This is a genomic window from Luteimonas lutimaris (assembly GCF_039537065.1).
GTDB lineage: Bacteria > Pseudomonadota > Gammaproteobacteria > Xanthomonadales > Xanthomonadaceae > Luteimonas > Luteimonas lutimaris.
Genome location: NZ_BAAAZU010000006.1, coordinates 410492 through 435598, shown reverse-complemented (window position 1 = coordinate 435598; position 25107 = coordinate 410492). Strand labels below are relative to the sequence as shown.

Below are 25107 nucleotides of genomic sequence, written 5' to 3'. Positions count from 1 at the left end.
CCCTGTAGGAGCGGCTTCAGCCGCGAGCTTTTCAGCGCGGCATCAGGATCAAAAGCTCGCGGCTGAAGCCGCTCCTGCAAGAGCACCCATCACGGATCGAACAGCTTCCCCGGATTCATGATCCCGTGCGGATCCAGCACCCGCCGGATCCCGCGCATCACCTCGATTTCCGCCGCGCTGCGGGTCGACCACAGGTAAGGCTTCTTCACCAGCCCCATGCCGTGCTCGGCGGAAATGCTGCCGCCGTGGCGCTGCAGCGTTGCGGCCAGCAGCTTCGTGACCTGCTCGCACTGGCCGACGAATTCCGCGCCGTCCATGCCTTCGGGCCGCAGCACGTTGATGTGCAGGTTGCCGTCGCCGACGTGGCCGAACCAGACCACGTCGAAGCGTGGATACTCCCTGCCAAGCAGGTCCTGCGCCTCGGCCAGGAACGCCGGCATCGCCGACACCCGCACCGACACGTCGTTCTTGTACGGCGCATGGCGCGCCAGGCTCTCGGTGATGCCTTCGCGCAAGCGCCACAGCTGCGCGGCCTGCGCATCGCCCTGGGCGATCACGCCGTCGCCGACCCAGCCCTGCGCGACGCAGTGTTCGAACGCGGCCAGCATCGCGGCCTCGTCCGCTTCGCCCTGCATCGCGAACTCGGTGACCACGTAGTAGGGATGGACATCGGCGAACGGCGCCTGCCCGCCGTGCGCCAGCACGTGGTGCAGCGCGCGGTCGGTGAAGAACTCGAAGGCCTCCAGCCGCAGCCGCGTGCGCAGCGCCGCGAAGACCTGCATCAACACGTCGAAGGACGGAAGCGCCAGCAGCATCACCTGCGTCGGCGGCGGCGGATCGGTGAGTTTCAGCGTGGCCTCGACCACCACGCCCAGCGTGCCCTCCGAACCGACCGCGAGGTGGCGCAGGTCGTAGCCGCTGGAGTTCTTGACCAGGCCGCGGCCGAGGTCGAGCAGTTCGCCGCTGCCGGTCACCAGTTTCAGCCCGGCGATCCATTCGCGGGTGTTGCCGTGGCGCAGCACGCGGATGCCGCCGGCGTTGGTGGCGATGTTGCCGCCGATGCTGCAGGAACCGCGCGCGGCGAAATCGACCGGATAGGCCAGACCGTGTTCCGCGGCGGCCTCGTGCACGGCCTGAAGGGTGATGCCCGGCTGCACGGCCAGCGTGCGGTCGACGGGATCGAAGCCGAGCACCCGGTTCATCCGCACCAGGCTGAGCACCAGTTCGCCATTGGCGGCCACCGCGCCACCCGACAGCCCGGTGCGGCCGCCGGAGGGCACGATCGCCACGCCATGGGCCGCGGCCCAGCGCACGATGGCCTGCACTTCCCCGACTTCCCCCGGCAGCGCGATGGCCAGCGGCGCCGGCGTCCAGCGCCGGGTCCAGTCGCGACCGTAGTGCTCGAGCTCCGCGGGATCGGTTTCCAGGCGCAGGCCGGGGAGCGATTGGCGGAGCAGGTCGAGGCGCGGGTCGGTCATGGGATGGGATCGCTCGGGAATACGTCGCTCGGAACGGGGAGGACCGCGCACCTCGATCCCCGCAGCCTGCCAGCCGCACCACCGCCCGTCCAGTGCGGCACTGCAGCAAACCGGCCGGGTTTGCTGCAAACTGATCCGGACCCCAGCCCGTTGCAAGCGATGAACAAGACTTCGTACCCCAAGCAGGACATCCGCGTCCTGCTGCTGGAAGGCGTCAGCCAGACCGCGGTCGACACCTTCCGCGCCGCCGGCTACAGCAACATCGACCTGCACGCGAAGTCGCTGCCCGAGGACGAGCTGCGCCGGCGCATCGCCGAGGCGCACTTCATCGGCATCCGCTCGCGCACCCAGCTCACCGCCGAGGTGCTGGCCGAGGCGCGGCGGCTGCTGGCGGTGGGCTGCTTCTGCATCGGCACCAACCAGGTCGACACCGGGGCCGCGCAGCTGGCCGGCATCCCGGTGTTCAACGCGCCCTACTCCAACACCCGCAGCGTTGCCGAACTGGTACTCGCGCAGGCGATCATGCTGCTGCGCGGCGTACCGCAGAAGAACGCGCTGTGCCACCGCGGTGGCTGGGCCAAGTCCGCCGCCGGCAGCCACGAGGCGCGCGGCAAGACCGTCGGCATCGTCGGCTACGGCCACATCGGCACCCAGGTCGGCGTACTGGCCGAGGCGCTGGGCATGCAGGTGCTGTTCCACGACATCGAGACCAAGCTCTCGCTCGGCAACGCGCGCCCGGCGGTCGACCTCGACGACCTGCTCGCGCGCAGCGACGTGGTGACCCTGCACGTGCCGGAAACCCCGGCGACGAAGCTGATGTTCGGCGCCGCGCAGATCGCCCGGATGCGCCCGGGCGCGCACCTGATCAACGCCTCGCGCGGCAGCGTGGTCGATATCGACGCGCTGGCCGACGCACTGCGCGGCGGGCACGTCGGCGGCGCGGCGGTGGACGTGTTCCCGGTCGAGCCCAAGGGCAACGACGATCCTTTCGAATCGCCGCTGCTGGGGCTGGACAACGTCATCCTCACCCCGCACGTGGGCGGCAGCACGCTGGAAGCGCAGGACAACATCGGCGTCGAGGTGGCGGCCAAGCTGGTGCGCTACAGCGACAACGGCAGCACGCTGTCGGCGGTGAACTTCCCCGAAGTCACCCTGCCCGAACACGCCGGCAGCCGCCGCCTGCTGCACATCCACCGCAACGTGCCGGGCGTACTGTCGCAGGTCAACGAAGTGTTCGGCCGGCACCAGGTCAACATCGACGGCCAGTACCTGCGCACCGATGCGAAGGTGGGCTACGTGGTGATCGACGTCGACGCGGACGAGCGCCAGGCCGCGGACCTGCGGGCTGCGCTGGCGGCGATCCCGGACACGCTGCGGGTGCGGGTGCTGTACTGAGGCCCAATTGCTCCTTTTGGCAGGAATGGCTTCAGCCGCGAGCTCTTGCGGCAAGACGCCCGGCAGCCCACGACAAGCTCGCGGCTGAAGCCGCGCCTACAGGGGCTTGTGGGGGCGGGCCAGCCATTTGGCGGCCATGCGCCGCAGTGATTCATCGGCGGTCCCGTCCTGTGCAACATCGGCGATGTCGCGCCAGGCCAGGGCGTGCGATTCGTCGCTGACGACGAAATCCCCGCCCTCCGCCGCGACGACGACGTAGCGCACGTCGTAATGCCAGTGCGCGGGCACGCCCTTGTGTTCGGGGATCATGTGGCGGTCGAGGTCGAAGATGCCGGGCACCACGCGCAGGCCGGGCAGCCCGGATTCCTCCTCCGCCTCGCGCAGGGCACTGCGCGCCAGGTCGCGGTCGCCATCGGCGTGGCCGCCCAGCTGCAGCCAGCGGTCGAGCTTGCGGTGGTGCGTCAGCAGCACGCGCTGCCCGGCCCTGTCGACCAGCCAGGCCGATGCGGTGAAGTGGCCGGCAAGCCGCCGTCGCTCGAACGCGTCCGGGTCGTCCAGCAGCGCGATGAAGCTGGCGGCGAGCGCGGATTGTGCAGGACAGCATGCGGCATGTTCGCGCAGTTGGTCGCGCAGTCCATCGTTCGGGGGCGTGGCATCCATCGGCGGGGGCAGATCGTCGGGCATCGTCGGGCCGGCCAGCATAGCGGGCGCGACCGCGGGACTGCGCACGCGCCCCGCATGGCCAACGGCACCTTGCCGCACGATTTCCCTGTGGGGTAAGGTGGCCCGCCACTCGCTGCGCCCGCCCGCCGGCGCTTCCGGTAGCCGCGACCGGTGCCGTCAATCAATTGGGGAATCGGATGTTCAAGAGTCTTTTCGCCACCAAACCGGTCGAGCCGACCGGCCATGTCGATGCGGGCGAGCCATTCGAGGGCAGCCTCGAAGGCGAGGTCACGCTCAAGCGCACGCTGACCGGCACCCAGCTGATCCTGCTCGGCATCGGCGCGGTCATCGGCGCCGGCATCTTCGTGCTGACCGGCCAGGCCGCGGCCGAATACGCCGGCCCGGCGGTCATGCTCAGCTTCGTCTTCGCCGGCATCGCCTGCGCGTTCGCCGGCCTGTGCTACGCGGAGTTCGCGGCCATGCTGCCGGTTTCCGGAAGCGCGTACTCGTATTCCTACGCGACCCTGGGCGAGGGCGTGGCTTGGTTCATCGGCTGGTGCCTGGTGCTTGAATACCTGTTCGCGGCGTCCACGGTCGCGGTGGGCTGGTCGGGCTACCTGAACGCGTTCCTGCACAACTTCGACCTCGCCCTGCCGGCGGCGCTGGCCAGTGCGCCCTACACCTACGAGGCGTCCACCGCGCAGTTCGTCCACACCGGGGCGCTGATCAACCTGCCGGCAGTGTTGATCATCGCCGCGGTCAGCGGCGTTGGCTACGTCGGTATCACCCAGTCGGCGTTCGTCAACTCGATCATCGTCGCGATCAAGGTCACGGTGATCCTGCTGTTCATCGCCTTCGGCATGCAGTTCGTCGATCCGGCCAACTGGCAGCCGTTCATCCCGCCGAGCGAAGGCGGCACCAAGTACGGCATGGACGGCGTGATCCGCGCCTCGGCCGTGGTGTTCTTCGCCTACATCGGCTTCGACGCGGTTTCCACCGCGGCCGGCGAGGCGAAGAACCCGCAGCGCGACATGCCGATCGGCATCCTCGGCTCGCTGGTGATCTGCACCCTGCTCTACATCGCGATGTCGGCGGTGCTGACCGGCATGGTCGATTTCCATCTGCTCGGCACCGCGGAGCCGGTGTCCACCGCGCTCGACTACTACCCGTCGCTGGGCTGGCTGCAGACGCTGGTCGAGCTCGCCGCGATTGCCGGTCTGTCGTCGGTGATCCTGGTGATGCTGATGGCGCAGCCGCGCATCTTCTACTCGATGTCGCAGGACGGCCTGATGCCCAAGCTGTTCGGCAAGGTGCATCCGAAGTTCCACACCCCGTACGTGGGCACCATCATTGTCGGCGTGCTGGCCGCGATCCTGGCCGGGCTGCTGCCGGTGGGCTTCCTCGGCGACATCGTGTCGATGGGCACCCTGCTCGCCTTCGCCACGGTGAGCATCGGCGTGCTGATCCTGCGCTTCACGCGCCCCAACCTGCCGCGCCCGTTCCGGGTGCCGCTGGCGATCGTGATCTGCCCGCTGGGCTTCGCGTCGTGCCTGTACCTGTTCTGGCAGCCGTTCAAGGAACACTGGCACCTGCTCATGGGCTGGATCGCGATCGGCGCGGTGATCTACGCGTTGTACGGCTACCGCCACAGCAAGCTGCGCCACGGCACCCGGTAAGCCGCGCCAATGGGCACGCGCAAGATCGGACCGGTCCTGGCGACCTTCGTGGTCGCCAACAACATGATCGGCTCGGGGTTCTTCCTGCTGCCGGCCAGCCTCGCCGCCTCCGGCGCGATCACCGTCTTCAGCTGGATCGGCGGCACGTTGCTGGCGCTGGTGCTGGGCGGGGCGTTCGCACGGCTGGCACGCGACTACCCGGACCTGTCCTCGGCGGACGACTACGTGCGGCCGTCGCTCGGCCGCGACGCCAGCTTCCTCGCCTCGACCCTGTACTGGGTGTCGTCGTGGATCGGCAACAACGCGATCGCGGTGGCGGCCTTCGGCTACCTGGTGACCCTGCTGCCGCTGGACGGCGGCGACCCGCACGTGCAGGTCGCCGGGCAGGTCGTGCTGATCTGGCTGATGTTCGCGATCAACCTGCTCGGGCCCAGGCCGGTGGCGAGGTTCCAGTCGCTGTGCGTGGTGTTCGGGCTGGCGCCGGTGGCGCTGGTGCTGCTGTTCGGCTGGGGCAGCTTCGACCGCGGGGTCTATGACGCTGCCTGGAACGTGTCCGGCCAATCCGACGCCGCGGTGGTGTTCGGGTCGCTGGCACCGGTGTTCTGGGCCTTCGTCGGGCTGGAAACCGGCGCGATGATCGCCGGCCTGGTCCGCGACCCGGACCGCGACATTCCGCGCGCGACCTTCGGTGGCGTGCTGATCGCCGGCATCGTGTACATCGTGTCGTCGGTGCTGGTGATGGGCATCGTCCCGGCCGCCGAACTCGAGGCATCGAGCGCACCGTTCGCGCTGGTCGCCGCGGAAATATTCGGGCCGTGGGCGGCGATCGCGATCGCCGCGGCCGCTGCGCTGAAGGCCACCGGCACGCTCGGTGGCTGGATGCTGGTGACCGGCGAAACCGGCGCCCGCGCCGCGCAGCACGGCTACCTGCCGGCGATCTTCGGCCGGCTCAACAGTCGCGGCGCGGCCGCCTGGGGCCTGCTCATCGTGGCCTCGGCGATGTCGCTGATCGCCGTGTTCACCCTGGCGCCACAGGTCTCCGAGCAGTTCGGGGTGATCATCAGCATCGTCGTCAACCTGGTGGTGCTCGCTTACGCGGCGGCCGGCCTCAGCCTGGTGGTGGGCACGCCGGAGCGGCGACCGACCACGCGCGACCGGCTGCTCGGGATCGGCGCGCTGGTGGCGTGCACGCTGCTGTTCGCGTCCTCGTCGGCGCAGATGATGCTGGGCGCCGCGGGGATGGTGCTGCTGGCGTGGATCCTCTACCGGATCTTCGGCCCCCGGCGCTAGACTGGGCGGCATGACCGCCGCCCCGCCCCTGCCCTACGACCACCACCGCCTGTGCGAACTGGCGGGCGAGATCATCGTCAACGTCCGCGAGCTCTCCGCGCTGGGCTGGACCCCGGCCACCAGCAGCAACTTCTCGCGCCGCCTCGACGAACAGCACGCGGCGATCACCGTCTCCGGCCGCGACAAGGGCAAGCTGCGCGAGGCCGACATCATGGTGGTCGACATGGACGGCAAGGCGGTCGGCAGCGACCACCGGCCTTCGGCCGAGACCCTGCTGCACACGCAGCTGTACCGGCGCTTCGCGGACGTGGGCTGCGTGCTGCACACCCATTCACGGGTGCAGACCGTGGCGTCGCGGCTGTTCGCCGGCGCCTGCCACGTGCGGCTGGAAGGCTACGAGCTGCTCAAGGCCTTCCGCGGCAACGACACCCACGAAACCGCACTCGACGTGCCGGTGCTGCCCAACAGCCAGGACATGCCGTCGCTGGCGGCGCAAGTCGACGCCCTGCTCGACGACGGCCCGATGTGGGGCTACCTGATCGACGGCCATGGCCTCTACGCCTGGGGCCGCGACATGGCCGAGGCGCGCCGCCACCTGGAGGCATTCGAGTTCCTGCTCGGCTGCGAGCTCGACCTGCGCAGGCTGCGCGCCGTCTAGCCGCGGCGTTTCCCGCCACCGGCAGCCGGACCACAGCGTTGCGCCGCGTCGATGCCCGCGCCCGCGCGGCTTTGATAGGCTGGCCTCCCCACCCCGAGCCATCGCCATGAGCCGCCTGCGCATCTTCGCCGACGACGCCCCCGACCGCCCCGAATTCGACAGCCGCGACGGCGACGCCATCGCCCGCGAGCTGGAGAAGATCGGCGTCACCTTCGAACGCTGGCAGGCCGCGCAGCCGGTCGAGCCCGGCGCCAGCCCCGAAGAAGTCATGGCAGCCTACCGCGCCGACATCGACCGCCTCGTCGCCGAACGCGGCTTCAAGTCGGTGGACGTGGTCAGCATCGCGCCGGACAACCCCAAGCGCGAGGAGATGCGCGCCAGGTTCCTCGACGAACACTTCCACAAGGAAGACGAGGTGCGCTTCTTCGTCGCCGGCTCGGGACTGTTCACCCTGCACGTGGGCGACAGGGTCTACGAGATCGAATGCGTGAAGGACGACCTGATCGCGGTACCCGACGGCACCACGCACTGGTTCGACATGGGCCCGGAACCGAGCTTCGTCGCGATCCGCTTCTTCACCGAGCCGGACGGCTGGGTCGGCCACTTCACCGGCACCGACATCGCACGGAAGTTCCCGCGTTACGAGAACAAGCCCCGCTGATTCCAGACCGATCTTGCAGGACGCCATGCAAGGCAACCAATGAAACCCACCATCCTCACCGACATCGAAGGCACCACCAGCAGCATCTCGTTCGTCAAGGACGTGCTGTTCCCGTACGCGCGGCAGGCGCTGCCCGGCTTCGTGCGTGCGCGCGGCAACGAGCCGCAGGTGCGCCACTGGCTCGACCAGGTGGCGATGGAGAACGGCGGCGTGTGCCAGGACGCAATGATCGTCGAGACCCTGCAGGGCTGGATCGACCAGGACCGTAAGCACACCGCGCTCAAGGCGCTGCAGGGCATGGTGTGGGAGGCCGGCTACCGCAGCGGCGACTTCACCGCGCCGGTCTATCCGGACGCCGTCGAAGCGCTGCGGCGCTGGGACGCGGAAGGCTACCCGCTGGCCGTGTACTCGTCCGGCTCGGTGCCGGCGCAGCGACTGCTGTTCGGAAACTCCGACGCCGGCGACCTGCTGCCGCTGTTCCACGCCTTCTTCGACACCGCCGTGGGCCACAAGCGCGAGCCCGGCAGCTACCGCGGCATCGCCCGTTCGCTGGGGCGCGAGGCCGGCGACGTGCTGTTCCTGTCCGACGTGGTGGAGGAACTCGACGCTGCGCGCGAGGCCGGCATGCGCACCGTGCTGGTCGACCGCCGCGAGGACTACCCGCAGCCGCGCACCGGCGAGGCCGCGCACGGCCACGCGCGCGTGGAGAGCTTCGCCGGGATCGATCCCCGGAGCCCCTGACCGGCGCCGGTCCACCGGCCGCTCAGTCGCCCTTTGCCTCTTGCCCGTCCTCGCCCGGCGGGCACGCCGGCGGCCAGTCCTCGTCGCCGCGCAGGCGCCAGACGAAGAACTCGCCGGACCTTTCTCCCTTGGTGTCGCGTGCGAACAGCATCGAGCGGCCGCTGGGCGAGAACAGCGCGCCCACCTCACCGCTGTCGGCGTTGAGCGCGTCGGGCAGGCGCACGCGCGGCTGCCAGGCGCCGTCGGCGAAATCGCTGCGGTACAGCCCGTCGCCGGTCATCAGCACCAGGAAGCGGCTGTCCGGCGACGGCAGCGCCTCGTATTCGTCGCCCGCGGTGTTGAGCGCGGGACCGGCGTTCTCCACCCGCCAGCTGCCGTCCGCCGCGCGCCGGCCACGCCAGATGTCGGTCTTGCCGTAGCCGCCGGGGCGATCGGAGCCGAAATACAGCCAGCCGTCGGCGGCCATGCGCGGGAACCACTCCCGGCCGCTGGAGTTCAGCGGCGCCGGCAGCCTGACCGGTTCGCCCCAGCGGCCGTCGGCGTCGCGGTCCACGCGCCACAGGTCGAGGTCGTCGCGCCGGACGCCGTCGGTCGAGCGGGTGCTGATGAAGTACAGCGCGTCGCCGCCCGCGTCGAACCACGGATCGGCCTCGACCCCGTCGCCCGCGAACGGCGGCGGCTCCGGCGCCGACCAGCCCCGCGCGGTGCAGCGGCTGACGAGGATCCGCCAGCCGCGGAACTCGGGCGTGCTGCGGACGAAGTACAGGTCTCCGCTGCGCGGGTCGAAGGCCGGATGCGACTCGAACATCGGGCTGGAAATGCCGTCCGGACGCCACGGCTCCACGCGCGCCGTGCCGTCGACGACCGGCGCCCGGCCCGCACCGGTCGTGCACGCCGCCAGCACCAGCACGACGGCCGCGGCGATGCAGGCGCGGGCGACGACCCGAGGCGCCTTCATGGCTGTGCCTCCAGCAGCCGGTAGCGCGTGCTCGCGCGCTGCTCGCCCTGCCAGGCGTCGAATGCGCGCACCTCGACCACGTGCTCGCCAACGCCGATGTCGGTCGGCAGCGCGCCGCGCCACAGGTGCGCGGAAGGTTCGGCCTCGGGCGAGCGGTCGTAGCCGCGCAGCGCATCGGCAAGATCGTCGCGGACGTTCTCGACCTGCAGGCGCGGGTCAGGCTGCGGCGTCTGGCGCATCGGCTTCCACTCGCCGCCGTCGATGCGGTACTCCACCCGCGTGTCGTCGCGACCCATGAAGACATTCGCATACACCGCCCATGCCGGGTACGCACCCGCGCGCAGCACCTTCGGCGCGTGCAGTGCCATCGCACCGGTGAACGCCAGATCGCCGTCGCGCAGCCGCGCCGGATGCCAGGCCAGCGCATAGCCGCCGCCGGCGCGCACCTGCAGCGTCGCGTATCCGTTGGGCGTGCCGTCGGCCATGGTCGAATCGGGGATGCCCGCGTCGTCCTTCACTCCGGACCAGAATGCACCGCAGTTCGCGCCGACGTTGTACTCGTGCAGCGGTTCGGCGCCGTGCCAGCCGGTCGACGCGTCGTGGAACCAGTGCTGCTGGGTGTGGTTGTGGGCGCTGAGTACCAGCACGTGCGGGAATTCGCGCAACAGCCCGAACAGGCGCTCGCGGTCCACGTCGCGGAAGGTGTCGCGGCCACCCTGCTCGAACAGCGGCATGTGCATGCCGACCACCAGCAACCGGTCCTTCGGCACCGACGGCAGCCAGGCCTCGAGGAAGGCGAACTGGTCGTCGCGGAAGCCGCCGATGTAGGCCGGCTTCTGCCCGGGCCGGTGGATCACGTCGTCGAGCATCACGAACGTCGCCCGCGCTTCCTCCCAGGCGAAGGTGTCGGGGCCGAAGTTGCGGCGGTAGGTCTGCAGCGCATCGGCGTCGTCCCGCGCATCGGTGTCCTGGTCGTGGTTGCCGGCCACGTGCAGCCACGGCACCCGCAGCGACGTGGTCACCGCGTTGACCTCCGGGTACAGCGACAGGTCGTCGTCGACGATGTCGCCCAGGCTCAGGCCGAGCGCGGCGCGCACGTGGCCGACCAGCGGCTCGACGATGTCGCGCCGGTAGTAGCCGATGTCGGTGCGCGACTTCGGCTGCGGGTCGGCGAACACCAGCACGTCCAGGTCCGTGTCCGCGGCGTCCGCCTTCTGCAGGGCGAAGTCGACCTGCGGCTGCAGCTCGCCTGCCGGAATGCCGCCGTATCGCAGCCCGGACGCTTGCGCGAGCGGCTGCTGCCGCCAGAACGCCGGCAGTCCGTCGGCACCCGCCGGCGCCCGCCAGCCGGCCGGCTTGACCACGAAGATCGTCTGCCCCGGCGCCATCGGCAGCACGTAGCGGCCCCCGGCATCGGTGCGGACCACGTCGCGGCCATTGGACACGGCGACCCCGGCGATTCCCGCCTCGCCATCGTCGCGCAGGCCGTTGCCGTTGCCATCCTCGAACACCACTCCGCCCGGGGCCTGCGCCAGCGCGCAGCCACAGGCCAGCCAGAGCATTCCCGCAACGATGCGGCGCATCGCACTCTCCATCATCGGATCCGCATTCATTATGCCCGCGCCGGCCCGCCGCCCCGGTCCCGTGCGGCTGCCGTAGAATGCCGCCGATACCCGCTGGACGGGACGGGGGGACATTCCGGGGATGGGAATGCGTATCGAAAGGATGCTCGCGTGGCTGGCCGCGCTGGGGCTGGCACTCGTCGTGGCCCTGCCCTGCGCCGCGCAGTCCGCGCTGCCGCCCGCGATCGAACTCGTGCCCGGCCACGATGACATCCAGCTCTCGCCCTACCTCACCTGGCGCCACGACGCCGGCGCCGTGGACGACGACGCCGACGCGTTCCGGCGCGTGCAGGCCGGCGAGTTCGCGCCCCTGCCCGGCGGCCAGTCCGAATTCGGCTTCCGCCCCGGCGCGTTCTGGTTCCACGCCCGCGTGGTCAACCGCCACGACATCGACAGCCGCTGGATCCTGGTGCAGCAGTACTCGCTGAGCGATTACATCGATCTCTATGCCCGCTACCCCGACGGCCGCGTGCTGCACATGGCCAGCGGCGACCACCGCCCCTTCAGCGAACGCAGCATCCGCGACCGCCATCCCAACTTCCTGTTCGACCTGCCGCCAGGGCAGCCGGTCGACCTGCTGGTGCGCGTGGAGAGCGAAAGCTCGATGCAGGTGCCGCTGGCGCTGATGACGCAGACCGCGTTCGCCGAACTGGCGCGCGACGCGCAGTTCGCCATCGGCATCTATTACGGCATCCTGCTGGCGCTGTTCTTCTACAACCTCGTGCTGTGGCTGATGCTGCGCGACTCCAGCTACTTCTGGTACCTGTTCCACCTCAGCGCCTTCGGCATGGTGCTGTTCACGCTCAACGGCCTGGGCTTCGAATACCTGTGGCCAAACTCCCCATGGCTGGCGGACAAGTCGGTGCCGCTGTCGATCTGCCTGGCGCTGATCGGCATGCAGCAGTTCGCACGCACGTTCCTGGAGCTGAAGACGCGCTTCCCGCGCGGCAACCTCGTCAGCCTCGGCCTGATCGGCTTCTTCCTGCTGCTCGGGGTTGCCTCGCTGTGGCTGCCCTACCATACCTCCACGCCGATCGCCGCGCGCGCGGTGCTGGTGGGCGTGCTGTGGATCGCCGTCGCCGGCATCGTCGTGGTCAGGCGCGGCTACGTGCCCGCACGGCTGTTCATGCTGGCGTGGTCGATGTTCCTGCTCGGCACCACGATGTTCACCCTGATCGCCTTCGGCGTGCTGCCCAAGACCTTCTACACCGAGTACGGCGTGCAGATCGGCTCGGCGCTGGAGATGCTGCTGCTGTCGGTCGCGCTGGGCAACCGCTACGCCTCGCTGCGCAAGGAAAACGAGCGCATCGTCGGCGAAGCCAACCAGAAGCTCGAACGCAAGGTCGCCCAGCGCACGCAGGAAGTCCGCGCCGCGCTGGTCCAGCTGGAGGAGGCGCACAGCCGGCTGCGTGATTCCAGCCGCCGCGACGGCCTGACCGGCCTGTACAACCGCACCTACTTCCACGACGCCTTCGAGAAGATGCTGGTCGAAGGACAGCAGGCGCGCCAGCCCGTGTCGCTGCTGATGATCGACCTGGACCACTTCAAGGGCATCAACGACCGCTACGGCCACCTCATCGGCGACGACTGCCTGCGCTTCGCCGCGCAGCGCATCGGCAAGGTCCTGCGTGCGCACGATGCCCTGCTGGCGCGCTTCGGAGGCGAGGAGTTCGTCGTCGGCCTGTCCAACCACGACCTGCACGACGCGGTGGAAGTCGCCGAAAGCCTGCGCCGCGCCCTGGTCGAAAGCCCCTGCAGCACCCAGGGCCACGGCATCCGCATCTCCGCCAGCGTCGGCGTACACACCGTCGCCCCGGGCGCCGTCGACGACATCGACGCCGCACTCGAGATCGCCGACCGCGCCCTGTACGCCGCCAAGGCCAACGGACGCGATTGCGTGAAAACATCGATTACGGCGGCGTGAGCCGGTGCTGCAGCGAACAATCTTTTGCAGGAGCGGCTTCAGCCGCGAGCTTTTTCCAATGCCCCGAACCAGAGCCACTGGATACCCGCCTGCGCGGGGATGACGACAAGAACCAGGAGCCCGCGGCTGAAGCCGCTCCTACACGCGGGGCGCTCTGCTTCCGGCTGTTACCCTGCCCACCGTCATGTCCCCGGAGGCCCCCCGATGACATCACACGGCCGCAATGCACTCATGGCACTCCTGTTGGCCGCAACTGCGTGGCCCGCAAGCGCAGGCGCTGCGGAAGGGCAGCAGCAGCCGGTGCAGGCGGATGCCACGATCCGCAGCCAAACGCAGCTCGACGAGTACCTGCGCCGGCACGCGGCGACTGGTGAACCAACGCCACTGGATGCATTTTCCGCCGGTGCCCGCGAGCGGTTCCTTTCCGACCTTGTGTGGGGCAGCAAAGGCCTTGGCGGTTTCAACCAGGGCGATCTTGCCGAAGAGCTCGACGATGACCAGATCCACGCCGTCCTCGGCCTGTTCGGCAGCGACGTAGCTGCCTACGCGCCACGCAGCCGGGCCGCCGTGATCGGCATCAACCGCACCGGGCTGACGGGTATCAGCGATCTAGAGCGCCGATACACCCGCTTCTACCTTGATGCCAACAGGGCCTCCGCCCACGGCAACGATGCAGCACGGAACGACACCGTCGCCGCCCGCTTCGACGCGCTGTTCCCCGAAGCACGCCAACCGGCCACGCTGCACGCACTGGCCGATCACGATCTCCGGCTGCTGTGGCGTGCAGCGTCGCAGGCAGCTGGCAGCGCGCCGCGCCCGGACCTTGCCGAAACCGCCCTGTCGGTCTTCGAAGTCACCGAACGCCGCGGCATCATCGACCGACAGGACGTGCTCAAGCTGCGTGGAATCCTCCTGGCGGGAAGGCGTTTTGAACAAGCTCGCCGTTTCACCGCTGCACATCCGGAAGCGGGCCTTACCACACTGCCCGCCTTCGATGATCCGCTGACGAACAAAGCACCGGCCGCGACCGTTTGGCGCATGAACGCCGATGGCAGCCGCCTGACGCGCACCGCCATCGACCTGGAACCGGCCCAGGTCCTGGTCACGGCCGGCTGCCATTTCTCGGCTGACGCCGCGGAGGACATTACCGCGGACCCCGTACTGGGGCCTGTTTTTGCCCGCCACGCACATTGGCTGGTCAGCACGCCGGGCGTCGAATCCATCGACGCCGTGCGCGACTGGAACCGGCGCTTTCCCGAGGCCCCGGCAGAGATGATCCACGACCGCGGTGAATGGTCGGTCCTGCCGACCTGGTCGATGCCGGAGTTCCACGTCGTGCGCGGTGGCAAGGTCATCGAAACAGTGAAGGGCTGGCCGCGTTCTCCGGCCTCCAACCGGCGACCCCTGATCGATGCACTGCACCGCGCCGGTCTGCTGGACCAGCCATCCGCGGAGCCGACGCCCTTGTAGGAGCGGCTTCAGCCGCGAGCTTTTGGCTTTTGTCGTCGTGCCCGCGCAGGCGGGACCCAGCGTCTCTGGTTTGGCGGCGCGGGGAAAAGCTCGCGGCTGAAGCCGCTCCTACACGCGGGGCGGGTTATTGTCCGCGCGACGCGATTCGAACCAGATCCAGGCCAGCAACACGCCGCCCAGGGCTGCGATGATTTCCATGACGGCGCGCGTGCCCAGGCCGTCGGGGTCGTGGATGCCGGCCAGCGCGATCTGCGCACGCGCCGGCGAGCCGGGGTTGACGAAGAACAGGCGGAACAGGTGCCACAGATCGGTACCGGCGCCGATCGCAACCGCGGCGAATGCGGCCCAGCCGATGGCGTGGCCTTCCGGCCAGCGCAGGGCGCGGGCGAGGACGTGGCTGGCCAGATAGGCCAGCAGGCCGACGAGGAAGGCGATCGCGCCGGCTTCCAGCGCGCCCAGCCAGCCGGTGTGCAGCGCGAGGTTCATCCGGACACGACGCCGCGCGCGGCGGCCAGAAGCGCACCGTCGGCGACCAGGCGCACCGCCGCGGCGACTTCGCCGTCGAGCGCGCGGTCGCGGTCGAGGAACGGGATCGCTTCGCGCAGCGCGGCGTGCGCGGCGGCGACCGCGGCACCGGGATGGTAGTCGTCGCCCGAGGCCAGTTCCGCGCGCAGCGCCTCGACCTCGCCGAGGAACCCGGCATGCGCTTCGGCGTCAGCCGCCGGTGCGCCCTGCACCTTCGCCGCCAGCGTCGCGGCGTCGGCGCGCCGGGCGGTGTCGCGGGCTGCGCCGATCATCCGGCGGCGCAGGTCCAGTGCCTGCGCGGCGGTATACAGCTCCAGCGCCAGTACCTTGCCCAGGTCGTCGACCATGGCCAGCACGTGACGCGCCTCGTTGGCGCCCATGGAAACGTGGTCTTCGGCATTCGCGCTGGTGGGGATCGAATACACCGAGGCCGGCATCGCGCGACTGGTGAGGTCGTTGACGATCGCCGCCGCCGTGTATTGCACGATCATGAAGCCCGACTCGGTGCCGTCCTCGTTGCCGATCAGGAACGCGGGCAGGCCGTCGTTGGTGGCCGGGTCGACCAGTTTGTTGAGGCGGCGCTCGGAGATCGACGCCAGCACCGGGATCGCGGCCTTGACGTAGCTCATCGCCAGCGCCAGCGGCATGCCGTGGAAATGGCCGGCGGAAATCACCTGCTGCTCGACGTGCTCGGCCTTCGCGTCGGGGAACACCAGCGGGTTGTCGGTGACCGCGTTGAGTTCGATATCGAGCACCCGCCGCGCCTGCGCCACCGCGTCGCGCACCGCGCCGTGCACCTGCGGGATGCAGCGCAGCGAGTAGCTGTCCTGCGGCTGGTGCTTCTTGCCGCCGCGGAACGGCTTGAAGCGCTGGTAGAACTTCTCGCGGCCGTGGCGCTGCGAGAACGGCACCCACTCCCAGCCGATATCGAAGTTCAGCGCCTGCGCGTCGTCGCCGGCCCAGCTCGATGGCTGCCACGAGCGGAACTTCGGCACCAGGTGGTACGGAATGTCGGCAAGCGTGGAGCCGGCGAGCAGCTCCCGCAGGTGCGCGGCCACTTCCACCTGCCCCGGATGCGGGCGCAGCGCGTGCACCTGTTCGGCGAAGGCGCCCATGCGGCCGGCGAAGGCGTCGATGGTCATCGCCGCGGCGAGGTCGGCGGTATCGAGCAGGTCTTCCAGCTTCGACAGCGCCAGCACGCCGGTGGCCAGCATCTGCGCGGTGCCGTTGTTCAGCGCCAGGCCTTCCTTGTACGACAGCGACACCGGCTGCAGGCCGGCGCGCTTGAGCGCCTGCGCACCCGGCATGCGTTCGCCTTCGTAAAAGGCCTCGCCGCCGCCGAGCAGCACGATGGCCAGGTGCGACAGCGGCGCGAGGTCGCCGGACGCGCCCACCGAGCCCAGCTGCGGCACCACCGGCACCACGCCGGCATTGAGCATCGCCGCCAGCGCCTGCAGGGTCTGCACGCGGATGCCGGAGTGGCCCTTGAGCAGGGTGTTGATGCGGATGCCGAGCATCGCGCGCACCACTTCCGGTGCGAACGGCTCGCCCACGCACACCGCGTGGGTGACGATCAGGTTGGTCTGCAGTTCCTCGTGCAGCGAACGGCCACTGGGCGCGGCGCCGGGCAGTTCGTCGCGCAGCGGATGCGCGCCGAGCAGCTTGTCGGCGTTGCTGCCGAAGCCGGTAGACACGCCGTAGATCGGCTCCTCGCGGCGGACCTGTTCGGCGAGGAAGTCGGCGGCGCGGGCAACGTCGCGCAGCGCGGCGCCGGACAACTCCACCGGCGCGCCGTACGCGATCTCGGCGAGCTGGCGCTGGGTGAAGGACTTGCCGTCGAGGAGGATGGGTTTCATGCAGCGAAGATCCTGTGGTTTGCATCCGTCCGGGCCCGTGCAGCCCCGGATTCCTGTAGGAGCGGCTTCAGCCGCGAGCGCTTGCCCTGGCCCTTCCCCATGCGACGGCAGGGAGAGGCTGGGAGGGGGCCGCCACGGTTCGGGCTGATCCGAAAGACACCCCTCCCCAGCCCTCCCCTGCCTTCGCAGGGGAGGGGGCCAAAGCCGGCAACCGGAACGGCCCGCGCGATCACGACTTCCGCTCGTCCAGCAGCCGCTGCGCGAGCTCGGCTTCGGCAACCTCGAACTGCTCGCCACGCCGCAAATCCTTGACCGCCACCGCGCCGCGCGCGGCCTCGTCTTCGCCCCGGATCACCACGAAGCGGATGCCGGCGCGATCGGCGTACTGCAGCTGCTTGGCCAGCTTGCGCGGTTCGAGCTGCGTTTCCACGTTGAGCCCGGCCGCGCGCAACTGCTGCGAGAGCGCCAGCGCACGGTCCAGGCCAGCGTCGTCGAGCAGGGTCACCAGTGCGTCGACCGAACTGTCCGCGCCGGCCACCAGCCCGGCATCGCGCAGCTGGAAGAACAGCCGCGTCAGGCCGATGGAAATACCCACGCCCGGCAGCTTCGACCTGGTGTAGTGGCTGGCGAGGTTGTCGTAGCGCCCGCCCGAGCAGATCGAGCCGATCTGCGGGTACGCGTCCAGCGTGGTCTCGTAGACCATGCCGGTGTAGTAGTCCAGGCCGCGCGCGATCGAGAGGTTGATCGCGTAGCGCGACGCCGGCACGCCCATCGCCTTCAGCCGGCCGAGCAGCGCGCGCAACTCCTCGCGCCCCTCCTCGAACAGCGGCGTGCCGGCACCGAGCGCATCGAGCTTCGCCAGTGCGTCGTCGTGGCCAGTCGAGCGCACGCGCGAGAACGCCAGCAGCCGGTCGGCGACGTCCGCGGCCAGGCCGAAACCCTCGCCCACCAAGGTCGCGCGCACCGCGTCCTCGCCGCGCTTGTCGAGCTTGTCCAGCTCGCGCAGCACCGCCAGCTGCCGGTCGCCGTCGATGCCCTGCCCCTCGAAGAAACCGCGCAGCAACTTGCGGTGGTTGAGCCAGATGGTGAACTCGCCGATGTCCAGCGCATCGAACACCGCCGCGATCACCGCCGGGATCTCGGCGTCGTGGCGCGGCGACAGCGCGTCCTTGCCGATCACGTCGATGTCGCACTGGTAGAACTCACGGAAGCGACCGCGCTGGGCGCGCTCGCCGCGGTACACGCGCTGCATCTGGTAGCGGCGGAACGGGAACGCCAGGTCGCGCTCGTGCTCGGCCACGTAGCGCGCCAGCGGCACGGTCAGGTCGAAGCGCAGCGCCAGTTCCGGCAGGCCGTCGCCGCCCCCGCTTTCCACCGACTTGTTCAGCGCCCCGGTCGACTGCACGAAGTACACCTGCCGCTCGGTCTCGCCGCCGGACTTGGTCAGCAGCACGTCCGACAGTTCGAACACCGGCGTCTCCACCGGCAGGAAGCCGAAGCGTTCGAAGGTCAGGCGGATCGTGTCCAGCATGCGCTGGAAGGCGATCTGGTCACGGGGCAGCAGCTCCATGACCCCGGGCGGGGTGCGGGGCTTGATCAAGGCGAAACTCCGGGCGAACGCGACAGCCCCACAGTTTAGCCGCAGGCAGCCGCCGGGCCGCCCGGCGACGGATTCGTGGCGGTCCCGCTATTGCCGCGACCCCGTCGACCTCTTTACAATGCGCGGCTCACCCAGTCGGGGTGTAGCTCAGCCTGGTAGAGCGCTACGTTCGGGACGTAGAAGTCGCAGGTTCAAATCCTGTCTCCCCGACCAATTGAATCAATGATTTAGACAAAACCGGCCCGCGCCGGTTTTTTCGTTTCCGGCCATTCCGAAGGTCGTTCCCGGCTCCCCCGCGCCGTTCCTGGATTCCCGCCGCATGCGCACGCAGGCAACATCGCCCTCCCCCGCCCGGTCCGGCCTGGCGGAAGGCCGCGCGCTGGTACTGGCCGGCATCGTGCTGTCTGCGCTCAACCTGCGCACCGCGGTGACCTCGATCACGCCGCTGCTCGACGAGCTGGGCCGCGTATTCGACTTCGGCGCCACCATGGCCGGCGTGCTGGGGATGCTGCCGAGCGCGGCGTTCGCGATATTCGGCGTCGCCACGCCGGCCATCGCCCACCGCATCGGGCTCGAACGCGCCGCGCTGGCGTCGATGCTGCTGGCCGCACTGGGCTTGGTGTTGCGCTCGCTGGCCGGCGGCACCGGCGGGCTGCTGTGCGGCTCGATCGTCGCGCTGGCCGGCATGGGCATGGGCAACGTGGTGCTGCCACCGCTGGTCAAGCGCTACTTCGCCGACCGCGTGGGCGTGCTCAGCACGCTGTACATCACCGTGCTGCAGCTGGGCACGATCCTGCCGGCGCTGGTGGCGGTGCCGGTGGCCGAGGCCGTGGGCTGGCGCATCTCCATGGGCGCCTGGGCGCTTGTGGCCGTGGCCGCCGCGCTGCCGTGGATCGGCGTGCTGTGGATTGAGCGGCGCCGGGAATCCGACCTGGCCCGCTGCCACGACGCCGCCGTCGCCGCCGGCGACGCGGCGCCGGAGCTGGCCGCGCCCGCACCGCGCGGCCGCGCCTGGCGCACGTCGCTGGGCTGGGGCATGGCGCTGATGTTCGGCATGACCTCGCTGGCAACCTATTCGATGTTCACCTGGCTGCCGAAGATCCTCACCGAGGCCGGCGCCACGCCCGCCTTCGGCGGCACGATGCTGGCGCTGTACTCGGCGCTGGGACTGGCGGGCGCGCTGACGATCCCCGCGCTGGCGGTGCGGGTGCGCAATCCCTTCCCGCTGGTGCTGGCCTGCGCGGCCTGCCACTTTGCCGGATTCGCCGGCCTGCTGTGGGCGCCGATGGTCGCGCCGCTGCTGTGGGTGCCGCTGGTCGGCCTGGGTCCCAGCACCTTCCCGCTCGGCCTGACCCTGATCAACCTGCGCACGCGCACGCCGGCCGGCTCGGCCTCGCTGTCGGGCTTCATGCAGGGCGTGGGCTACGCGATTGCCTGCCTGGGACCGCTGCTGTTCGGTGTGCTGCATGAGGCCACGCACGGATGGGCGTGGCCGTTCGCGATGCTCTGCGCGAGCGTGGTGGTGATGGCGGTTGGCGGCTGGCAGGCGTGCAAGCCACGGGTGCTGGAGGACGTCTGGTAGCGTTGGATCAGCGTACCGGCAGCTCGATATAGCTGGCCGCCTCCGGCGCATGCCAGATCCGCTGGGTCGCCTTGTGGTAATCCCCGGGCCCGGCGAAGAAGATGTTCGGCACGAAGGTCTGCGGGTTGCGGTCGTAGAGCGGGAACAGGCTCGACTGCACCTGCACCATCACCCGGTGCCCCGGTTGGAAGGTGTGGTTGGCATTGGGAAGCGGGAATGCGTATTCGAGCACCTTGCCCGGCTCGATCGGCGTGGCCGTTTCGAGGCTCTCGCGGTAGCGGCCGCGGAACATGGTCAGCGCGACCGGCAACTGGTATCCGCCCATTTCCGGCCGCGAGGCCATGGTCTCGGGATAGACATCGATCAGCTTGACCACCCAGTCGCTGTCGCTGCCCGTGGTGGAGGCCTGCAGGTGGACCTTCGGCTCGCCGGCGATGCGCAGCGGTTCGGCCAGCGGCTCGCTCACCCAGGTCAGCACGTCCGGGCGGCCGTCGACGAAGCGCTGGTCGTGCACCAGCCAGGTCGTCCAGCCCTCGCGGTCGCCGAAGCTCACCGGGCGCGGCAGATACGGCACCGGCTTGGCCGGATCGGAGACGTATTCGTCGTACTCGGCCTGCCCCGCCGCCGGCGCCTCGAACGAGAGCGCGCCGTCGGCGCGCAGGTACAGCGGCTTCGACCTTGCCACACACCCCTCTGCGCAACTGCGTGGCCATGCCTGCAAACGATCCCAGCGATCGGCGCCGGTGTCGTAAACGAGGACCGGCGGCGTATCCGCCTTCGGTGCCCCCGGCACCAGGTACTGGTCGAAGAACGGCTTGAGCACGTCGCGGCGGAACTGCAGCGCGGTGTCGCCGTTCCACTGCAGCGCGCCCAGCGAGCGCCCGTCGCCCTTGACCTGGCTGTGGCGCCACGGCCCCATCACCAGATAGTTGCGGTCGTTGTCGCGGTCCTTGCCTTCCATCGCCGCGTAAGCGTGGTTGGCGCCGTACATGTCCTCCTGGTCCCACAGGCCCTGCAGCCACATGGTCGGCACCTTGAGCGGCACCTTCGCCAGCAGCTTGTCCACAGCCTGCTCACGCCAGAAGGCGTCGTAGGCGGGATGCTCGGTGAGCTTGCGCCAGAACGGCACCTGGTCCAGGCCGATCGACTTCGCATACGCCGACGCCGAGCCGGCGCGCAGCAGCGTCGTGTAGTCGTCGTAACCGGTGCTGGCGACGGCCGCGCCGCGCCCGCGCGCGGTCATCTGGCCGATGAAGTACGAGAACATGACCTGGCGGAACGCGCCGTAGCTGAACCAGTCGTCGCCGATCCAGCCGTCCACCATCGGGCTGTACGGCGCAACGACCTTCAGCGCAGGGTGCGGGTCGAACAGCGCCATCGCCGCGGTGAAGCCGTCGTAGGACGAGCCGATCATGCCGACCCGGCCGTTGGACTCGGGGACGTGCTTCACCAGCCAGTCGATGGTGTCCCAGGCGTCGGTGGCATGGTCGGTGTCGCCGTGGTTGAGCGGCCCCCGCAGCGGCCTGGCAGTGACGTAGTCGCCTTCGGAGCGGTGCTTGCCACGGATGTCCTGGACGACGCGGATATAGCCGCCGCGCACGAACACTTCGTCGCCTTCCGGCAGGACGTCGAGCATCCGCGGCGAGGCCATGCGGCTGGTGCGCCCGTCGGCGTCGTACGGCGTGCGGGTGAGCAGGATCGGCGCGTTCTTCGCGCCCTTGGGCACGATGATCACCGTGTGCAGCCCGACCCCGTCGCGCATCGGGATCATCACTTCGCGCCGCTCGTAGTCGTAACTGCCGGTCGGCGCGACAAATTCCGGCGGGATGTCCGGCGTATCCGGAGCGGTCTGCGCCACCGCAGGCGCCGCGAACAGCAGAGCCGGCAGCACGCAGAAGGACAGGCGGAAGTTCGCAATGCGCATGTCGGCTCCCAGGCGGCGAAGGGGCCGACTTTAACGCGGATCAGCGCAACGCCGCCAACCTCGCCTGCAATGCATCCAGCCGCAGGTCGCCCGCCGCGCCCGGCGACGTCCGGGCCGCCAGGCTGGCCGCGGGATCGCCCCCGGCCCAGCGCGCCGGGTCCGCGGCCTGCCGGTAGGCATCGCGGAACGGCACGCCCTGCTTCGCCATGTCCACGGCCAGGTCGGTGGCATACATCGACGGCTCCAACGCCGCGCGCATGCGCTCCGGCTTCCATTCCAGGTTGCGCAGCAGGTCCGGCAGCAACGCCAGCGCCTGCAGGCCCTTGCCGAAGCCGTGGAACAGCGCGCCCTTGGACAGCTGCAGGTCGCGGTGGTAGCCGGACGGCAGCGACAGCAGCTGCTCGATCTCGCTGCGCGCCGCGGCCACGCTGGCATAGGTGGCGCGCATCAGCTCGATCACGTCCGGGTTGCGCTTGTTGGGCATGATCGAGCTGCCGGTGGTGTATTGCGCCGGCAGTGCGACGAAGCCGAACTCGGCGCTGGTGAACAGGCTCAGGTCCCAGGCCACGCGGCGCAGGTCCAGCATCGCGCTGCCCAGCGCTTCGATCGCCGCCAGCTCGAACTTGCCGCGCGAAAGCTGTGCGTACGGTGGCGAAAGCTGCATCCGCGCGAAGCCGAGTGCTCCCGTACCGTGGTCGCGGTCGAGCGCGAGGTTGACCCCGTAGCCGGCGGCGCTGCCGAGCGGGTTGGCGTCGACCCACGCATGCGTGTCGCGCGCGCGCGCGGCGTTGTCGATGAAGGCTTCCGCCCACGTCCCCCACCACATGCCCAGCGACGACACCACCGCGCGCTGCAGGTGGGTATAGCCCGGCAGCGGCACATCGGCCTCGGCGCGGGCGCGCTGCAGGGCGATGCCCGCGGTTTCGACGCACAGCGCCTGCGTGCGCGCCAGCTTTTCCTTCAGCCACAGGCGCGTGGCGACCAGCACCTGGTCGTTGCGGCTGCGGCCGGTGTGGATGCGGCGGCCGGTGTCGCCCAGGCGTTCGACCAGGCGCGCTTCGATCGCCGAGTGCCCATCCTCGAAGCGCTCGTCGAGGACGAATGCGCCGCCGCTGAAATCCTCGGCGAGGGCGTCGAGTTCGCGCGCGATGCCCGCCAGCTCGTCCGCCGACAGGATGCCGATACGCTGCAGCCCTTCGGCGTGTGCGCGGCTGGCGGCGATGTCGTGCAGGAAAAACTCGCGGTCCAGGACCACGTCGTCACCGGCAAGGAACGCCTGGATCTGCGCGTCGACGGCGACGCCGGGTTTTTGCCAGAGCAGGTCGGACATGGTCGGCCTCGTTGGTTGGTTGGTAGGTGACGGATGACGGGTGGCGAATGAGGCATGAGGCGAGTGGTGAGAGGCTGCAGGGTCGCTTGCCTCCTGCTGTCATCCCGAGCGCAGCGAGGGATGACAGGAGGAAACGGTTCACGCTTTTGCGAATCGCCAATCACCAATCACCGACTACCCTTCAAGACTCCACCGGAATGCCCTCGGTTTCCGGAAACCCGAAAGCAAGATTGAGATTCTGCATCGCCTGCGTTGCCGCGCCCTTGAGCAGGTTGTCCAGGGTCGCGACGACGACCAGCCGGCGTCCATCCTCCGACAGCGTGAAACCGCCGACCTCGGCACCGTGGCGACCGGCGATGCGGCTGACCCACGGTGCATCGTCGCCGATGCGCAGCAGCGGCTCGTCCCCGTAGCGTCCGGCATAGCGCGCGCGCACGGCTTCAAGCGTCGCCGGCTCGCGCAGGTGCACGTTGGCGGTGACCGTGAGGCCGCGGAAATGCGGCGCCACGTGGGGCATGAACTCGATCGCCAGTCCGGACTGCCGGCTGACCTCGCGCTCGTGCAGGTGGTCGACCAGCGCGTACGGCATCAGGTTGCCGCGCAGCTTGTCGACGTCGTTGCGGTCCGAGGGCGTGGTGCCGGCGCCGGAGTAGCCGGAGACGCCGAAGCACTGCACCGGCCCGTCGACCAGGTCGCGCACCGGCGCGATCGCGAATTGCATGGCGCTGGCGTAGCAGCCCGGGTTGGCGATGTGCTTCTGCCCGGCGTAGCGGTTGCGGGTGAGTTCCGGCAGGCCGTAGTACCAGTCGTCGTCGAAGCGGTGGTCGGCGGACAGGTCAACGATCACCGGGTCCGCGCCCGCGGCAACCAGGCTGTCCACGCAGGCGGCGGCATGGCCGTTGGGCAGCGCGAGGATGCAGGCGTCGGCCGCATGCGAGGCCAGCTCCGGCGCGGGAATGTTCGCGTAGCGCAGCCCGCCCGTGTACTCGGGCACGTGCGCGGACACCGGCTGGCCGTCGAGTTCGCGCGAGGACACGAACGCCAGTTCGAACCGCGGGTGCCCGGCGACCAGCCGGATCAGCTCCGCGCCGGTGTGTCCGCGCGCGCCGACGATGCCGACGGTTTTCTTTTCAGTCATGGCCGCGGTCTCCCTGTTCGAGCCGATCCTGCAGGTTGCGCTTCACCACCGGCCACTCGGATTCGATGATCGAGAATGCCACCGTGTCGCGGACGCTGCCGTCGGCGTGGCGGCGGTGGCTGCGCAACACGCCATCCTGCTTCGCGCCCAGCCGCAGGATGGCGGCGCGCGAGCGCGCGTTGTGCGTGCTGGTCTCGAAGCCCACGCAGATGCAGCCCATCGCCTCGAAGGCGTGCCCGAGCAGCAGCAGCTTGGCTTCGGTGTTGACCCCGGTGCGCTGCACGCGCGGCGCGTAGAAGGTGTAGCCGATCTGCAGGCGCGGGATGTCCGGCTCCATGCCGTAATAACGGGTGCTGCCGACCACCGCGCCCGCGGCATCCAGCACCGCGAACGCCCACGAACCGCCGCGCGCCTGCTTCTCCAGCGCCGCGCCGATGTACGCAGCGGCGTCTTCGGGCGCCGGCACGCTGGTGTACCAGCAGCGCGACAGCTCGCCGTCGCCAAGTGCCGTACGCAAGCCGTCGGCATGCGCGGGCGACAGCGGTTCGAGCGCCACGTGCCGGCCGGCCAGCCGCGGCGGCGGCGTCTTCCAGACCTGTTCGCTTGCGGCCATCGT

Annotated in this window: 20 protein-coding genes and 1 tRNA gene; 10 read left to right on the top strand and 11 right to left on the bottom strand. The window is 69.8% G+C overall.

Annotation, left to right across the window (positions count from 1 at the left end):
- Positions 1-89: 89 nt before the first annotated feature.
- Positions 90-1478, bottom strand: coding sequence for an FAD-binding oxidoreductase (locus tag ABD679_RS08505; protein WP_344759516.1), 1389 nt, complete (start codon positions 1476-1478; stop codon positions 90-92).
- A gap of 159 nt (positions 1479-1637) precedes the next feature.
- On the opposite strand from ABD679_RS08505, the gene serA reads away from it, so the two are divergent.
- Positions 1638-2873 (top strand): phosphoglycerate dehydrogenase, encoded by a 1236-nt coding sequence (gene serA, locus ABD679_RS08500; RefSeq protein WP_344759515.1) that lies wholly within the window; start codon positions 1638-1640, stop codon positions 2871-2873.
- A gap of 96 nt (positions 2874-2969) precedes the next feature.
- Here the strand turns inward: serA and ABD679_RS08495 are convergent, their stop codons facing one another.
- The gene (locus tag ABD679_RS08495; protein ID WP_425561874.1) at positions 2970-3575 is read right to left on the bottom strand and encodes an NUDIX hydrolase; all 606 of its coding nucleotides are present in this window, start codon (positions 3573-3575) and stop codon (positions 2970-2972) included.
- A 158-nt stretch (positions 3576-3733) separates the two neighbouring features.
- Between ABD679_RS08495 and ABD679_RS08490 the strand changes: the two genes are divergently transcribed.
- From ABD679_RS08490 to mtnC, 5 genes are all read left to right on the top strand, one after another.
- A complete protein-coding gene (locus ABD679_RS08490) occupies positions 3734-5212 on the top strand; it encodes an amino acid permease (protein ID WP_344759513.1) in 1479 nt (492 codons plus the stop codon).
- Positions 5213-5221: 9 nt separating this feature from the next.
- Positions 5222-6502 (top strand): amino acid permease, encoded by a 1281-nt coding sequence (locus tag ABD679_RS08485; protein WP_344759512.1) that lies wholly within the window; start codon positions 5222-5224, stop codon positions 6500-6502.
- Positions 6503-6512: 10 nt separating this feature from the next.
- Complete coding sequence (locus tag ABD679_RS08480) at positions 6513-7160, top strand: methylthioribulose 1-phosphate dehydratase (protein WP_425561868.1); 648 nt, start codon at positions 6513-6515, stop codon at positions 7158-7160.
- Positions 7161-7266: 106 nt separating this feature from the next.
- The gene (locus ABD679_RS08475; RefSeq protein WP_344759511.1) at positions 7267-7821 is read left to right on the top strand and encodes a 1,2-dihydroxy-3-keto-5-methylthiopentene dioxygenase; all 555 of its coding nucleotides are present in this window, start codon (positions 7267-7269) and stop codon (positions 7819-7821) included.
- 39 nt (positions 7822-7860) lie between these two features.
- Positions 7861-8562, top strand: a complete 702-nt coding sequence (gene mtnC, locus ABD679_RS08470) for an acireductone synthase (protein WP_344759510.1) — start codon at positions 7861-7863, stop codon at positions 8560-8562.
- A 22-nt stretch (positions 8563-8584) separates the two neighbouring features.
- On the opposite strand, the gene ABD679_RS08465 is transcribed toward mtnC, so the two are convergent.
- Both ABD679_RS08465 and ABD679_RS08460 read right to left on the bottom strand, forming a co-directional pair.
- Positions 8585-9520 (bottom strand): TolB family protein, encoded by a 936-nt coding sequence (locus ABD679_RS08465; RefSeq protein WP_344759509.1) that lies wholly within the window; start codon positions 9518-9520, stop codon positions 8585-8587.
- The gene (locus ABD679_RS08460) at positions 9517-11103 is read right to left on the bottom strand and encodes a calcineurin-like phosphoesterase C-terminal domain-containing protein (protein WP_425561867.1); all 1587 of its coding nucleotides are present in this window, start codon (positions 11101-11103) and stop codon (positions 9517-9519) included. Before ABD679_RS08460 ends, ABD679_RS08465 begins: the two co-directional genes overlap by 4 nt.
- A gap of 127 nt (positions 11104-11230) precedes the next feature.
- On the opposite strand from ABD679_RS08460, the gene ABD679_RS08455 reads away from it, so the two are divergent.
- Complete coding sequence (locus ABD679_RS08455; protein ID WP_344759508.1) at positions 11231-13066, top strand: sensor domain-containing diguanylate cyclase; 1836 nt, start codon at positions 11231-11233, stop codon at positions 13064-13066.
- Between the two features lie 231 nt (positions 13067-13297).
- Positions 13298-14536: a hypothetical protein gene (locus ABD679_RS08450; protein ID WP_344759507.1), complete on the top strand. Its 1239-nt coding sequence runs from the start codon at positions 13298-13300 to the stop codon at positions 14534-14536.
- A 108-nt stretch (positions 14537-14644) separates the two neighbouring features.
- Here ABD679_RS08450 and ABD679_RS08445 read toward each other — a convergent pair whose 3' ends face one another.
- The 3 genes from ABD679_RS08445 to hisS all read right to left on the bottom strand — a co-directional run bounded on the left by ABD679_RS08445 (position 14645) and on the right by hisS (position 18517).
- A complete protein-coding gene (locus tag ABD679_RS08445) occupies positions 14645-15022 on the bottom strand; it encodes a hypothetical protein (RefSeq protein ID WP_344759506.1) in 378 nt (125 codons plus the stop codon).
- Positions 15019-16917, bottom strand: coding sequence for an HAL/PAL/TAL family ammonia-lyase (locus ABD679_RS08440; RefSeq protein WP_344759505.1), 1899 nt, complete (start codon positions 16915-16917; stop codon positions 15019-15021). Before ABD679_RS08440 ends, ABD679_RS08445 begins: the two co-directional genes overlap by 4 nt.
- Before the next feature lie 229 nt (positions 16918-17146).
- On the bottom strand, positions 17147-18517 hold the full coding sequence (gene hisS / locus ABD679_RS08435; RefSeq protein WP_344759504.1) for a histidine--tRNA ligase: 1371 nt from the start codon (positions 18515-18517) through the stop codon (positions 17147-17149).
- 136 nt (positions 18518-18653) lie between these two features.
- Between hisS and ABD679_RS08430 the strand changes: the two genes are divergently transcribed.
- Together ABD679_RS08430 and ABD679_RS08425 are read left to right on the top strand one after the other, a co-directional pair.
- Positions 18654-18730 (top strand) — tRNA-Pro (locus tag ABD679_RS08430).
- 106 nt (positions 18731-18836) lie between these two features.
- Positions 18837-20099: a CynX/NimT family MFS transporter gene (locus ABD679_RS08425; RefSeq protein ID WP_344759503.1), complete on the top strand. Its 1263-nt coding sequence runs from the start codon at positions 18837-18839 to the stop codon at positions 20097-20099.
- Positions 20100-20106: 7 nt separating this feature from the next.
- On the opposite strand, the gene ABD679_RS08420 is transcribed toward ABD679_RS08425, so the two are convergent.
- The 4 genes from ABD679_RS08420 to ABD679_RS08405 all read right to left on the bottom strand — a co-directional run bounded on the left by ABD679_RS08420 (position 20107) and on the right by ABD679_RS08405 (position 25104).
- Positions 20107-22023 carry a CocE/NonD family hydrolase gene (locus ABD679_RS08420; RefSeq protein ID WP_344759502.1) on the bottom strand — a complete coding sequence of 639 codons (1917 nt, stop codon included), beginning with the start codon at positions 22021-22023 and terminating at the stop codon, positions 20107-20109.
- Between the two features lie 40 nt (positions 22024-22063).
- Positions 22064-23353, bottom strand: coding sequence for an argininosuccinate lyase (gene argH / locus ABD679_RS08415; protein ID WP_344759501.1), 1290 nt, complete (start codon positions 23351-23353; stop codon positions 22064-22066).
- 181 nt (positions 23354-23534) lie between these two features.
- Positions 23535-24491, bottom strand: a complete 957-nt coding sequence (argC, locus tag ABD679_RS08410; RefSeq protein WP_344759500.1) for an N-acetyl-gamma-glutamyl-phosphate reductase — start codon at positions 24489-24491, stop codon at positions 23535-23537.
- Positions 24484-25104 (bottom strand): GNAT family N-acetyltransferase, encoded by a 621-nt coding sequence (locus tag ABD679_RS08405; RefSeq protein WP_344759499.1) that lies wholly within the window; start codon positions 25102-25104, stop codon positions 24484-24486. The genes argC and ABD679_RS08405 overlap by 8 nt, the downstream gene beginning before the upstream one ends.
- Positions 25105-25107 lie beyond the last annotated feature (3 nt).